This is a genomic window from Streptomyces sp. NPDC045021 (genome assembly GCF_056432645.1).
On the sequence record NZ_JBWKIQ010000015.1, the window covers coordinates 186,397 to 200,291 of the forward strand.

The window sequence follows — 13,895 nt, forward strand, 5'->3', positions numbered from 1 at the left end:
GCCTTCCGTCAAGTTCGTGCGCCGAGCGACCTACTCGCGGTCGGCATGGGAAACTCCCCGCCACCAGACTCGGCGGCCGAGGCCCGCTCATGATCCACTCGCATATGGCCTCATGAACCCGGTCCAGCGGCGATCAGCAGCCGGGCAAGCCTGTTCATTCAGCCGGTGCCCGCTTCCGGCCGGGCTCGGCCGGGAAGCGTCACGCCCCAGCCGTTCATCATCGTGAATAGGAATCAAGTACGCGTCTCTTAACCCCGTTCATGACGAGCCTCTACCGTCCACAGAAAGCGCTTTCCCTGCTCCCCGCTCCGTACTCCCTGCCCGGCCGCAGCGTCGATCCGGCTCGCTCCTGCCGTCGACCGTCGCGTGGTTCCGCAACGCCCTTTTCACCGAACCCCTGGTCGGGCCGGCCAACCAACTGGAGAAAAACGATGCAATTACGACCCGTCATCGCGTGCGTTGGCCTTCTGGCCGGCACGCTCGTCGCACTGTCCGGCAACACCGCGCAGGCCGCGTCCACCCGCTATGAGGCAGAGAGCTCTCCGGCGGTCTGCACCGGCACCATCGACTCCGACTGGGCCGGCTACTCCGGCAGCGGGTTCTGCAACGGCAGCAACGCGACAGGCGCCTTCGCACAGTTCACGGTGAACGCCCCCACCGCGGGCACGGCCACAGTGAAAGTCCGCTTCGCCAACGGAACCACCGCAGCGCGGCCCGCCGATGTCACGGTGAACGGCTCGGCGGCCGCATCGGCGTCGTTCGAGAGCACCAGCACCTGGCCGACGTGGGCGACCAAGACGCTTACCGTGCAGTTGCGTTCAGGCAGCAACACCGTCCGGCTCAGCCCCACCACATCCGCCGGCCTGCCCAATATCGACTACCTTGACGTCGAGGTGGGCGACACGCCTCCGCCGACGAGCTCCGCGCTGTACGTGGCGCCGAACGGCAGCGACAGCGCGGCCGGAACGCAGTCGGCCCCGACGACGCTCGCCTCGGCGATCACCCGCGTCACCCCCGGTGGCACGATCTACCTGCGCGGCGGGACCTACCACTACACGCAGACCGTCACCATCCCTCCGGGCAACAACGGCACCTCCAGCGACCGCACGGAGCTGTCCGCCTACCCGGGAGAGACCCCGGTACTGAACTTCGCGGCCATGGCCGAGGACCCGGCCAATCGCGGGCTTGCCCTGAACGGGTCGTACTGGCACGTCAACGGGATCGTCGTCGAACACGCCGGAGACAACGGAATCTTCGTGGGTGGCAGCAACAACATCATCGAGCGCACGGTGACGCGTTTCAACCGTGACTCGGGACTGCAGATCTCACGAACGGCCTCCAGCACCCCCAAGGACCAGTGGCCGGCCAACAACCTCGTCCTGAGCTCGGAGTCGCACGACAACGCCGACTCCGGCGGCGAGAACGCCGACGGCTTCGCCGCGAAACTCACCTCCGGCCCCGGGAACGTCTTCCGCTACGACGTGTCGCACAACAACATCGACGACGGCTGGGACCTCTACACCAAGACCGACACGGGGCCCATCGGCCCGGTGACCATCGAAGACTCCCTCTCCTACGGCAACGGAACCCTCACCGACGGCACCCAGAACACGAACGGCGACCGCAACGGCTACAAGCTCGGCGGCGATGACATCAAGGTCAACCACATCGTCCGGCGCGACATCGCCTACGGAAACGGCCATCACGGGTTCACGTACAACAGCAACCCCGGCGCCATGTCGGTGTCGGACAATGTCAGCATCGACAATTCCCAGCGCAACTACTCGTTCGACGCGGGTACTTCGGTGTTCCGGAACAATGTCTCGTGCCGCAGCAGCAGCGGGTCGAACGACAAGGTCGTGGGGGACGCCGACAGCTCGAACCAGTTCTGGGCCGGGTCAAACGGCTCTCGGTGCTCCGCGTACTCCGGCGCCCTGCACTGGTCCTTCGCCGCGGACGGCCGCCTCGTCGTGACTTTCGGCGGTACCGCGCTCACGCCGTAACCACCCCGGAGCACCTGCGACCCACCCGGTGCGGCGGGCGGGTCGCAGGTGTGATCCGAAGTCGGGGCACAGGATGACGGGCCAGGCGCCGAGGGAGCGGCGTGTGGCGTTGGGGCGTACGACGACCCGGTGGGATGTTGTACCGGCGAGAGGGAGGGGAGCGACCGGCGAGAGGGAGATGCGACCGGCGGGCGGAGTTGAACGGCACAGGGCCTTCAGTGTGTCTCGACCCAGCCGTGTCGGACGGCGTAACCGCCAAGCTGCATCCGGGTCCGAACTCCCGCCATGTCCATGAGGTGGCGCAGGCGTCGGTGCAGCGTGCGCGGTGACAGTCCGAGCTGTGTCGCGGCCGTCAGGTCGGTCAGGCCGGCCAGCAGTAGCGCGAGGATCCTTCGGTCGAGGTCGGTCGGGCCTTCCGCACCGACCTCGACGGTGGTTTCGGCTTCTGCGCCGGTGCCCGACAGCTCGAGCGGGTGGGCGGTGCGCCATACCGTCTCGAACAACGCGTCCAGGGCATCCAACAGGCCGCTGCGGTGCAGCAGCACGGCGCCGGGCTCTCCGGCCGGTGTGACCGCGAGCGGGACAAGGCCGAGGTCGGCGTCGGCCAGCACGAGTTTCATCGGCAGCTGGTCGGCGACACGCAGTTGCACGCCGTTGCGCAGTGAATCGATGGCATCGGTGATGATGCCCGGCTCTGCCAGCACGGCCCGGTCCAGTACCGCCCGGAAGTGCACGCCTCGGCCGATGGCCGCAGGTTCGGCCGTGTTCTCGTCGGGCGGCACGGCCAGGAACGGTGCGGTGATGAAGGTGCGGACCTGCGTGCGGGCCGCCTGCTGCACCTGTAGGAAACGATGACGGATGGCGTCGACGCCCGTGACGACCTCGATCAGATCGTTGATGCTGCGCCCGGTCATCGCCGCCCGGTGTTCCTCGGCGAAGGTCACCAGTGCCTGCTCGGCCATGCGCAGCCCGTCCCGGCGCTGGCTGATGAGAGCGCCGAGCGCCATGGCCGGCGGCGCGGCGGTGAACTGCTCATCCGCCGACCTGATCGCAAGTCCCCACTCGACCAGCCGGGACAAGGCTCTGTCGACGTCGGCCTGCGAGAGGGCGAGCATATCCGACAGCAGCGTCGCGGTGGAGTTCGGCCGTCCGAGCAGCGCCTGGTAGACGCGCTCGTCATCGGCTTCGAGGCCAAGGACATCCAGCATCGGCGACCGACTCTCTTCCGCTTGCCGCAGCGGGGAGAGTATGCGCCATGGCGGCAGACCCTGCATAGTCCCTGCTGGGAGCAGGTGTGGCGGGAAGGGCCCCGGGGAGTCGCCTCCCCGGGGCCCGACGGTGCGACTCATCGCAGGCCGTACGCCCGGATGATCTCGTTGTTGACGCTGAAGCCGCTGTCCGTCCCGGCGCTCGCGCGCACCGAGACGAAGCCGCCGGGCTTCTTCGCCGTCCTGAACGAACCCTTCCAGTAGCCTCCGGCGCCCTTGGTCAGGGTCACCTTCTGCCAGGTGGCTCCGTCGTCGTACGAGACGTCCAGCGTCACCTTGGTGACGGTGCCCGGCACGGTGCCGGAGTCCATCGACACCGGCTTGAGCGCGATCTGCTGGGTCGCGTTGGCCTTGACGTCGCCGTGCAGGTCCGATTCCAGCTGGTAGTCCAGGTTCAGCACCGAGAACCGCTCGAAGAGGTCCGAGTCGACGGTGTCGGACATGAAGGTCCACTCGGTGTGGGTGCGCGTCGACAGCCGGAAGACGTCACCGGGCCGCTCCGCGTCGAGGACGGCGCGGTAGGGCAGGTTGCCCGCCGGCACCTCCACCCACTGCATGTCTCCGCCGTGCGGGTTGTCGTCGATCAGCGTGTCGCCCTGGAAGACCTGCAGGTGGGACGGCGTCTCACCCCACGGCAGGTAGCCACCCAGCCGCATGTTGTCGCTTGCGGAGGCCCATGCCTGCACGTTCCAGGTCATGTAGTTCTGCCAACGGGAGTTGTACACACCGAAGGACTCGCCCTGGCCGGGCCGGGTCGCCGGAGCGAACCAGTCCAGACGGGTGGTGCTGCCCTTGGCATACGTGTTGTCGCCCGACACCATCGACCACGGCAGGGTTCCGTCGATGCCCTGCGTGTGGAACTCCCTCCAGACCTGGCCCGGAGTCACCCATTCGGTGCGGGTGCCCGGGTGCCACTCGAGCTCGGGGATGTTGAATGACGGGCTGAGGGAGAAGTCGGAACGGTAGCCTTCCGCCACCGCGCCGTCCGTGGCCGAGTAGTAGTGGGCATCGATCCGGGCGAGGTCACCCTTGGTCGGCTTGTAGACCAGGGCCTGGTCCGGCACCTTGCCCGGGTAGTCCCGGGTCAGGTCGTAGACGAACGGCGTGTACTTGGTCTGCTGTGCGGTCAGCTTCAAATTGCCGGCCTTGGCCATCGCGACAAGGGTCCTGCCCGCGTCGCGGTGCACGGTGGCGACCGGGATGGTCGACTCGCCGACGTACTCCATCAGGGCACCGACACCGTCGTTGACCACGACCAACGCCTTCGCACCGGCCGCGACCGCGGCCTCGGTGCGCTCCTGCGGCGAGACCTCGTCGCTGCGCTCGATGACGACGACCTTGCCCTTGGCCTTGACCTTCTCGTATGCGGCCGCCGCACCGTTGCCCGCGTAGACGGCGTCCAGCTTGTCCGTGGCGGTGCCCAGGGCGCTGCCCGCCTGCACCAGTGCCTCGAAGGGGAGCCGACCGCCCAGCGTGCTCAGGCTGAGCGACGGCTCGCCCTTGCGCCAGCGGGTGGTCAGCAGGAACTCGCTCCGTGTCATCGGCTTCGTCGGCGCGACGTAGACGTCGTCGTACGTCGGCGGCAGCACGTACGCGCTGCGGTAGTCCGTGAACGGGTCGAGGCCCTTGTAGTGGACGTTGAAGTCGACCTTGCGCTGGCGGTCCTCGGTGCGCTGCGGCGCCTCGGTCTGCAGCAGGCGTGCCTTGCTCGCGTCCAGCACCACGTTCGCGGAGCCGTCCTTGAGCACGGTCTCCGGGGTGACCAGCACGGCCAGACCCGAGCGGTCCGCCTTCTCGCCGGCCACGTCGAGGTACCCCGCGACGGTGTAGAGGCCGGGTGCCATGCGCATGGTGGTCGAGCCGTCGACGTAGACCGTCCACGGCCAGACGTCGCCGGCCAGATTGATTCCGACCCAGCCGGCGGCGGGCTTGCCGTCCCGGCCGACCAGCTTGATGTTCAGGTCGTAGCGCTCCTCCTCCTTGAGCAGCGCCACGGATGTGCGGGTCACCGGCTTCCCGGTGGTCGCATCGGTGCCTGTCACGTAGCCGACGTGTCGGCCTGGCGAGGCGGCTTGCGGGTCACCGGTCACCGGGACGGCGGCGGTGCCGCCCGCCGGGACGGTCACCTTGGTCGCTCCCAGCGTGAACGGGCCGCCGTCGTCGGTCAGCGCCAGGTTCAGCGTGACGTCGGCGGAACCGGTGTTGGTGAAGGTCAGGTCCTTCTTGACTGCGACGTCGCTCGACTCGTGCGGCCATGTGTAGTTGCCGAAGAAGAGCGATCCGGTGCCGCGGACCGTGGTGCGCACGGCGGCGGCCACGTCGACACGGCCGGTGCCGACCTCGTACGGCGAGTACCCGTCGGCCAGGCCCTTCGCGGTGCTCATCAGATGTTCCTTGAGCTGCGCACCGGTCCAGTTCGGGTGCTGCTGGGCCAGGATCGCCGCCGCGCCGACCACGTGCGGGGTGGCCATCGAGGTGCCGCTGAGGGTGCGGTAGAGGCCCTCACCACCGTCGGTCATCTCCTGCGAGCGGGCCGCGGTGATGTCCACGCCGGGCGCCGCGATGTCCGGCTTCATGCCGCCGGAGTTGGCCAGCGGGCCGGTGCTGGAGAAGGACGCGAGCTGGTCCTGCTTGTCCGTGGCGGCCACCGTCAGCGCCGAGGCGGCCGCGCCCGGGGAGGAGATGCTCTCCGGGCCCGCGTTGCCCGCGGCGATGACGAACAGCGTGCCGTACTGCGCGGACAGCGCGTCGACCTCCTGCGACATCGGGTCGCTGCCGTCCGACGGGTAGGAGTCGCCGAGGCTCATGTTGACGACGTCCGCACCGGACTCGGCGGCCCACTGCATACCGGCCATGACCCAGGAGTCCTGGCCGTAGCCCTCCGGGCCGCTGAGCACCTTGCCGACGAACAGGTCGGCGCCGGGGGCGACGCCCTTGTAGTCGCCTCCTGAGGCGGCGCCCGAACCGACGATCGTGCTGGCCACATGCGTGCCGTGCCCGTTGACGTCGGTGATGGCCTCACCCGGCACGAAGCTGACCGTGCCGTCGATCAGGCCGGCGAAGTCGGGGTGGTTGACGTCGATGCCGGTGTCGAGCACCGCGACCTTGACGCCCTTGCCGGTGTACCCGGCCGCCCAGGCCTCGGGCGCGCCGATCAGCGGCACGCTCTCCTTCAGGTTGACCTTCACGCGACCGTCGAGCCACAGCTTCGCCACACCCCCGCCCAACGTCGCGCTGCCCTGCGGCGCGACGGTGGTCCAGAAAGTGCGGGCCTGCCGCTTCTCGGTGCTGAGCGCGGCCCCGCGGATGCCCTTGAGCGTGCGCGTCAGCTTGCTGCCGCGGGGGGCCGTCGGCTCGACGGCCGAGCGAGACTTCGGCTGGGCGTAGGTCGCGATCAGCGGCACCGCGGCTGATTTCGCGTCGTCGTAGCCCATCTCGATCAGGTCGGTGACGTTGAACAGCCGCCGGTCGAGCTTGTCCGTGCCCAGCAGCGGCACGGCCTCGTCCGGGATGACGAACAGGTCGCCCTTGATCTGCTGGATTTTCACGCCGCCGACGGCGCTGTCCGGCCGGTCGACGTCGGCGATCTGCTTGCCGTCGGCCATCGTGGTGACCGTGACGACGTCGCCGGTGACCAGGGTGACCTTGTGGGTCGCCTGGGCCTTGGCGGGAACGGTGGGCTTGCTCGGAGCGGCCTGTGCGGGTGCTTGCAGAACTGCAAGCCCCGACGCCAGCAGCGGCACCACGGTGGCGACCGAGATCAGCTGCCAGCGCCTGCGCCGGAAGGCGGAAGATTGCGAGGGGGAGAACATGTCATGGGTTTATCGGCCAGTAACGCCGAGGTGAAGGCCCGATGGCGGCAAGTCCTCGCCATGGCAAGGGCTTGCCAGCCGCAGTCCGCGCGAATCCGGACAAGGTCGCACTTTCCGCAGGTGGGCATTGAGCCGGCGGTCGCAGTTTCTCCACGCTCAGCGTGATGAGCGGCCGACTGATCCGGCAACTCGGACTCCCCCGAACAGCACTCGGTCGAGCAATAGACATTCGCCGGGTTGGTCGGTGAAGAGGCCGCGGCACCATGTCGGGTCTCGTGAGTCAGGACCGGCCGTACGCACTACCGCCCGCCCGATCACTCCGGAGTCGACCACTGATGTCGCCGCACTGGCGGCGGGTCTGAGCGCGCCAGGTCTCTAGCCCTCGAACGGGTCTTCCAGCACCGGGGTACAGGGCGACAGCAGCGACTCCGCGTGCTCGGTCACCCGGCCACGGACCATCGTGAGGACGCGGACCTCATTCTCACGACCGGGGTCCTCGTCATCGCGTACGTGCAACAGGCCGTACGAACCCGGCGCCCACTCACCGACCTCCGCGAAGAACCGCAGGACCTGCGGGTCACGGTGGTTGGGGAAGCCCCCGAAGTGGACGAACGCTGCCCCGTTCATCCACCGCAGGTCAAGGAGGTACGGGCTGTCGATCTCTCGAATGCGATCGTTGATGCTGCCGACGATCCCCTGGAGCAGGCCGTCGTCGTAGTCATCATCGTTGGCGCCGGCGCTCTCCAGGACCTTGATCCAACCGTGGTATTCGAACATGGCCGCAGCCTACTGAGCGGCCTGCCCGCGGCCCCACGTGAATCCAACTCACCTCACTCACCGCAACACTCCGCCCTCCACCAACCGAGGCCGCGCGGCGTCGCAGTGACTTCGCCCGAGCCGTCCGAGGTCCTGGTACGCCTGCTGGACCTGGCTGTACGCCGTTGCGTGTGTGGGGGACTTGTCCGGTTCGATCATGTCAATCCCGCCGTTCCCAGTCGCCGAACGTGTTGAAGAACTCCTCGATGGTCCGCGAACTGGTGGCAGCGAGTCTCTTCCGCTGGTCTTCCCAGTCGCTGACGAACACATCGACCAGGACCTCGGCGGCCCTCGGCGTTCCGATGATCTTGCGCAGGCACGCTTCGCGGCGGGAATCCTCGAAGTGGATGAGCGCGACCCGTGCCACGTTGTAGGCACGGCTCGCGGAGCTGAGACGGTATGGCGGATTCGGCCGGAAGCGGTGTGCCAGTCTCGCCGACGGGACGGCCAGGACGCCGACACCGGCGCGCCATGCCCGCAGGCTGAAGTCGACGTCCTCCAGTCCGAGTTCCCGGAAGGCCCCGAAGCCGCCGAGGCGGTCGAAGGTGGCCCGGCTCAGCGCCAGACATCCCCCCGGCGCGATGGGCACTGGGTACAAGGCGTCATCCTGGCCGGGCGGCAGCCAGCGCGTCCGCAGTTCGGCGTCGAGCAGACGGGCGCCGCAGCCATACTCGGTGCCTCCGACGTCGCGGATGGCAGGCGCCAGGATGACATCGGGCTCGGCGATCAGTGCGGCCCGCAGCCGAGCGAGACATTCCTGTTCCAACCGGCAGTGCGCATCCAGGAAAACCAGATGGGCCCGGGCCCCCTTCACGAGCCCGGCACCCGCGGTGCGCGCCGCCGCGACACCGCTGCGCTCGATGCGGTGCACAACGACTCCACGCTCGCGCCACTCGTCCCGCTCCAGGACGGCGCAACTGCCGTCGGTGCCCCCGTCGTCGACGACGACGGTTTCCGCGGGAACGACCGATCCGGCATAGACGGACTTCAGCGTTTCATGGAGTTCCGCGCCCTCGTCCAGGCTCGCCACGACCAGCGACAGGGGAGGCGCGTCGTCCGACTGCTCCGGCATGGTGGGAGAGCTCCCTCGATCGCCCCTCTCCGGATGCCGTCACTCCTCGGGAGGGCCAGGAGTGCCGGGCGGCACCCCGCCGGGCGGAAGCGTGGCGGCCAGATCGATCAGCCCGGGCAGAAGTGCCGCGTCCCGCAGCGAGTCCTGCAGATAGGCCGTCAAGCCGACGGTCAGCCCGAAATGGTAGGCGCTCAGGTGATCGAGTTCCCGGCCGTCCAGGGCGAGCGCCAGGATGTCCCCGAGCCTTACGTGACTGAGACTCAGCGTGTCGAGGACCTTCTGGGGCGCAGCGGCAAATTCCTGGTACTCGGCGTAGTCGGTGGTCGATTGAAGATCGGACTCGGCGAACCCCGCCTGTTCCAGCGCGCGCTCGAGAGCACGATCGCCCTGGCGGACGAGGTATCCGGCCGAGGACACGTCCGAGTCACGCAAGTGCTCCAGCAGGTGTTTGGTCATGGCGCCGACGAGGCCGATGTTGGTGGCATGGCCGCGGTCGGTGAGGACCGGGGTGAGGTGGGCCCGCTTCTCCGCGCCGATCAACGCCATGCCGACGGCCTCGATCGTCTGCGAGCCGATCCCCTTGGGCGGCCACGGCCTGTCCGTCGTGGCCAGCACCAGAACGAGGCCGGTCCGGGACAGCAGGGGTTCGAGAGTCTCGAAATAGAGGTGGGGGAACCTGTTGCGGCGGCAGAACGTGGCCAGCGCGGTCTTCGTTTCGACAGGAAGTTCGTCGGCCACCCAGATGCGGATCGACTCGTTGACGATGGCGTGATCGGTCATTGCCTGCCTCCCAGCGGATGAGAGCTTGCACTGGACATCCACCCTGCGATCGCGTACCGGGTACCATCACGGACGGTCGCCACCTCATGCATCAAGGACGCCCGGAACAGCACCAACATGCCGGGCTCCGGCACAATGACCACGCGGCGATCGCGCAGGGTCGGTTCGGTCTCGTAGAGGGTGAGCGCGCCCCCGTCGAACGCCGGCAGGTCCTCGGCGGCTTCGCGCCCGTTGAGGTAGAGCAGGAGCGACCAGCGGTGTGCGGCCAGCCGGGGCGGATCGTCCTTGTGATTGGCGACGTCGCGGTGCGCGCGGAAGTAGCTCCCCTTCTCGTACGACATGAAGTAGGGGCCGTACAGGTAATCCGCGTCGGAGTTGAACTCCACCCGGTGTTCGTCGAAATAGGACGTCAGGCGATCGCTGAGGGGGCGTTTGAAGTCGTCGGGAAGATGGTGATCGAAACAGTGGCGCAGCGACGGATCCAGGATCGATTCCCCGGCCCGCACGACCTGCGCCTGTTCCCGCGGCGCCTCCTCCATAGCCCGGATGAGGTCGCGGCATTCGGCGACCGACAGGAAATCGCACGCCGACGCGACGTTCCGTGTCCTGAACCGCAGGTGCATGGGGAGGCCCTCTGGTCGCATATGTCCGGGCATGCAAGAGACTTCTCCACGTAAGCCGCAGACAGCCTGTTCCGCACTCCGAGAGAGGCCGCACGGGTGAGCGAGCAGGGTCGTCGCCTGATCGTGGCCTGCCGGGCTCTCCGGTCTCCTGCGGGTGTCCCGGACCACCTCCGTACTCGCATCCACCAGGGTTCAGGTGGCGCCCGAGCCGCTGCACCTTGCTCGATGTGGTGGGACGTCAGATGGGCTTCAGCTGCGCGCGCAAGAGACAGAACTCGTTGCCCTCGGGATCGGCCAGGACATGCCAGCTCTCTTCACCGGTCTGGCCGACGTCGGCGGGCACGGCGCCCAGTGCGAGCAACCGGGCAAGCTCGGCGTCCTGGTCGCGATCGGTGGCGCTGACGTCAATGTGCAGCGGTAGCTTCCCGCGCCGGGGCTCGCGGCCCGCGTTGAAGGTCAGGGTTGGCTGTGCTCCGCCGAATCCGACGCCGGGCGGGCCGATTTGGATACTGCCGTCACCTTCTCGAGCCAGCTCGACGTAGCCGAGGACATCGCACCAGAATGCGGCCAGTCGGTCAGGGTCTTCCGCGTCGATGACGAGTTCGCTGATTCGGCATGCCATGCCGCGAGAATAACCGCGCCGGCCCGGCCTCGTCCTCTTCCGATCGAGGCGGTGCGGTCGTGACCTCGGCATCCTCGGTCGAGCCGCTGGTCCCTACTGGGTATCGGGTCGGCGACGAGCGAAGAGAACTCCTCCGAGCGTGCTCTCGGCTGAGCTGAGAGTCATCTGCGCCTCGACCGTGAAACCGGCTTCGTTGAGCCATCCGGCCACCTGGCCGAGCTGGCGGCGATGGACGTGGACCTTCATCGGGTGGCCGCCATAGCCCTGCGTCTTCAGCACCGACTCATCACCGACGTGGAAGCCGAGGAGCAGCGGGCCGCCTGGCCGCAACACTCGCCGGAAGTGTGTGAGGACCGAGCCGATCTCGTCGTCGGGGACGTGGATCAGCGAGTACCAGGCGACCAGGCCGGCCATCGAGGCGTCGTCGAGGTCGAGGTCCGTCATGGACCCGACCTCGAACCGTAGGCCGGGGTGATCACGCCGAGCTGACTCGATCATCGCGGGCGACAGGTCGATCCCGAACGTGTCCACGCCCAGTTCACGCAGGTACGCCGCAATCCTCCCCGGCCCGCATCCCACGTCCGCAACCGGCCCTCCGCCGGCGGCGTGCACCAGGTCGGCGAAGAGTGCCAGAACCGCGCGTTCGTAGGGTGTTTCATCCAGGAGGTTGCGCACCTGCTCCGCGTAGCTGGTGGCGACGGTGTCGTAGGACGTCCGGGTGTCCGCCAACCAGTCCTCGGTGTTCATACCCGGACACGGTAGGTCAGTGACCAAGTCCTACCATCGTCACGGTCCCACGCGACGGGCTGCCATCGGCTTCGCCGCTTGGCCGAAGCAGCCCGGTAACGCGGAGGCGCGCCAGAGGGCCCTGCACCGCATTGCTGACAGCATCGCTCGGGCCAGCCTGCTCATCCGCGATCCGAACTTGGCTCGGCAGTGCCGCCTGAGGTCGTTCCGGGTTTCGTGTAGAGGATCTCGCGGGCCTGCTCCGCGGCGCGGGTGATGCTCTCGCCGACGAAGTCGAGGAAGCGGGCGATGTTCTCGAGGCGGGCGGCGGCCGGGGTGCCGGGGCCGAGGATGCCGACGCCTTGCCGTGCGGTCTCGACGAGCCGGTCGTTGGCGCGGGCGCTGGCGACCATCGCCTGGTACCAGACGTCGTCGTCGACGATGTAGCGCTCGCGGCGGCGTTCGTCGCGTTCCCGGCGGACGAGGTCCTGGCCCTCGAGGAACGTGATCGCTTTGGAGATGGACGCCGGACTGACCTTCAGGCGCTGGGCGAGTTCGGACGCGGTGAGGCTACCCGCGTCGGTTGTGTAGAGGCAGGTCAGCACCCGGGACATCATCTTGGGCAAGCCCGATTGCATGAGGACGGTGGTGAACATCTCCTCGTACTCGCGTACCGCCTCGGCGTCGCGTCCGTGGGGTTGCGGGGACGCCTCCGCCCGGGGGGCGGCCTGCCGTGCCCGGTGGGTACGGCGTTCGGTGGCGCGGTGGGCCAGGTCGGCGCGGTAGCCGGTGGGACCGCCGTTCCGCGTCACCTCACGCGTGATCGTCGAGGTGGGGCGGTCGAGGCGTCTGGCGATCTCCGCGTAGGCGAGGTTGTCGGCCAGTCCCAGCGCGATCTGCTGGCGTTCCCCCTGGGTGAGTCTGCCTCCCGGCATCGCGGTCTCCTTCGTGCTCCGTGGTGCCCGCAGCATAGCGTTCACTCTCAATCCATTGCAACGCTTGGATGCAATTCGTTGCATTAAACTCCAACGCCATTGCAACGATATTGTGCCATCTACCTGCAACTATGGTGATTGCGCGCAACGATCGTGTTGTCAGATCAGTGAATGCAACGTAGCGTTTCCGGCATCAGAAACAACGAGTTGCAGGAGAACACCATGCAGAAGTTCGCCACCCCCACCCCGATCTCCACCGTCCTGAACATCCCCGCGGGACGCATCCGGTTCATCGCCGCCGACCGGACCGACACCACGGTCGAGGTCCTGCCCGCGGACACCGCGAAAAGCCGCGATGTGAAGGCGGCAGAGCAGACCACGGTCGAATACACCGACGGCGTCCTGCGGATCGAGACCCCACCGGCGAAGAACCGGATTCTCGGCAACAGCGGATCCATCGAAGTGACCATCCAACTGCCCGCCGGCTCCAGCATCCAGGCGAAGACGGACAGCGCCGAACTCCGGGGCGTCGGACGGCTCGGCGACATCGCCTTCGACGGCGCGTACCGCCAGATCAAGATCGACGAGGCCGCGAGCGTCCGCCTTGCCGCGATCGACGGCGACGTCGAGGTCGGCCGACTGGGCGGCCCCGCGGAGATCAGCACCGCACGGGGCGACATCCGGATCGCCGAAGCCGTCCGCGGCACCGTCGTACTGCGCACCGAGGCCGGCGAGATCTCGGTCGGCGCCGCGCGCGGAGTCTCCGCCAGCCTGGACGCCGGCACCACCTACGGCCGGATCCACAACGCACTCCAGAACACCGACGGCACCGCCGACCTGACCATCCACGCGACCACCGGCCACGGCGACATCACCGCCAACAGCCTGTAAGGAGCACCCCTCATGACCAATCTGGCCATCGCGGCGAACGGGCTGCGCAAGTCCTACGGCGACAAGCTCGTCCTCAACGGCGTCGACCTGGCCGTGCCCGAAGGAACGGTCTTCGCGCTGCTCGGCCCGAACGGCGCCGGCAAGACCACCGCCGTCAAGATCCTCTCCACGCTCATCTCCGCCGACCCCGCCTCCGGCGACATCCGCATCGGGGGACACGACCTCGCCACCGACCCGCAGGCGGTCCGTGCTGCGATCGGCGTCACCGGGCAGTTCTCCGCCGTAGACAACCTGATCACCGGCGAGGAGAACATGCTCCTCATGGCCGACCTGCACCACCTGTCCAA

At 68.0% G+C, this 13,895-nt stretch carries 12 protein-coding genes; 3 read left to right on the forward strand and 9 right to left on the reverse strand.

Annotated features, from left to right (window positions below; all coding sequences use genetic code 11):
- Positions 1–431: 431 nt before the first annotated feature.
- Positions 432–2,003, forward strand: a complete 1,572-nt coding sequence (locus AC07DC_RS34975; protein WP_478918531.1) for a carbohydrate-binding protein — start codon at positions 432–434, stop codon at positions 2,001–2,003.
- Between the two features lie 215 nt (positions 2,004–2,218).
- Here AC07DC_RS34975 and AC07DC_RS34980 read toward each other — a convergent pair whose 3' ends face one another.
- The 9 genes from AC07DC_RS34980 to AC07DC_RS35020 all read right to left on the reverse strand — a co-directional run bounded on the left by AC07DC_RS34980 (position 2,219) and on the right by AC07DC_RS35020 (position 12,657).
- The gene (locus AC07DC_RS34980) at positions 2,219–3,277 is read right to left on the reverse strand and encodes a helix-turn-helix domain-containing protein (protein ID WP_478918532.1); all 1,059 of its coding nucleotides are present in this window, start codon (positions 3,275–3,277) and stop codon (positions 2,219–2,221) included.
- Between the two features lie 71 nt (positions 3,278–3,348).
- Positions 3,349–7,083 (reverse strand): S8 family serine peptidase, encoded by a 3,735-nt coding sequence (locus AC07DC_RS34985; RefSeq protein ID WP_478918533.1) that lies wholly within the window; start codon positions 7,081–7,083, stop codon positions 3,349–3,351.
- Between the two features lie 375 nt (positions 7,084–7,458).
- Positions 7,459–7,860 (reverse strand): Imm7 family immunity protein, encoded by a 402-nt coding sequence (locus AC07DC_RS34990; protein WP_478918534.1) that lies wholly within the window; start codon positions 7,858–7,860, stop codon positions 7,459–7,461.
- A gap of 199 nt (positions 7,861–8,059) precedes the next feature.
- Positions 8,060–8,971, reverse strand: coding sequence for a glycosyltransferase family 2 protein (locus AC07DC_RS34995; RefSeq protein ID WP_478918535.1), 912 nt, complete (start codon positions 8,969–8,971; stop codon positions 8,060–8,062).
- A gap of 39 nt (positions 8,972–9,010) precedes the next feature.
- Positions 9,011–9,751: a hypothetical protein gene (locus AC07DC_RS35000; RefSeq protein ID WP_478918536.1), complete on the reverse strand. Its 741-nt coding sequence runs from the start codon at positions 9,749–9,751 to the stop codon at positions 9,011–9,013.
- Positions 9,748–10,374: a 2OG-Fe(II) oxygenase gene (locus tag AC07DC_RS35005; protein ID WP_478918537.1), complete on the reverse strand. Its 627-nt coding sequence runs from the start codon at positions 10,372–10,374 to the stop codon at positions 9,748–9,750. The genes AC07DC_RS35000 and AC07DC_RS35005 overlap by 4 nt, the downstream gene beginning before the upstream one ends.
- 238 nt (positions 10,375–10,612) lie before the next feature.
- Positions 10,613–10,996 (reverse strand): VOC family protein, encoded by a 384-nt coding sequence (locus AC07DC_RS35010; RefSeq protein WP_478918538.1) that lies wholly within the window; start codon positions 10,994–10,996, stop codon positions 10,613–10,615.
- Positions 10,997–11,089: 93 nt separating this feature from the next.
- Complete coding sequence (locus tag AC07DC_RS35015) at positions 11,090–11,743, reverse strand: class I SAM-dependent methyltransferase (RefSeq protein WP_478918539.1); 654 nt, start codon at positions 11,741–11,743, stop codon at positions 11,090–11,092.
- Between the two features lie 161 nt (positions 11,744–11,904).
- Complete coding sequence (locus AC07DC_RS35020; RefSeq protein WP_478918540.1) at positions 11,905–12,657, reverse strand: GbsR/MarR family transcriptional regulator; 753 nt, start codon at positions 12,655–12,657, stop codon at positions 11,905–11,907.
- Between the two features lie 222 nt (positions 12,658–12,879).
- Here AC07DC_RS35020 and AC07DC_RS35025 point away from each other — a divergent pair, with 222 nt between their 5' ends.
- A complete protein-coding gene (locus AC07DC_RS35025; RefSeq protein WP_478918541.1) occupies positions 12,880–13,548 on the forward strand; it encodes a DUF4097 family beta strand repeat-containing protein in 669 nt (222 codons plus the stop codon).
- Positions 13,549–13,560: 12 nt separating this feature from the next.
- A partial coding sequence (locus AC07DC_RS35030; RefSeq protein WP_478918542.1) for an ATP-binding cassette domain-containing protein occupies positions 13,561–13,895 on the forward strand: 335 nt, incomplete at its 3' end.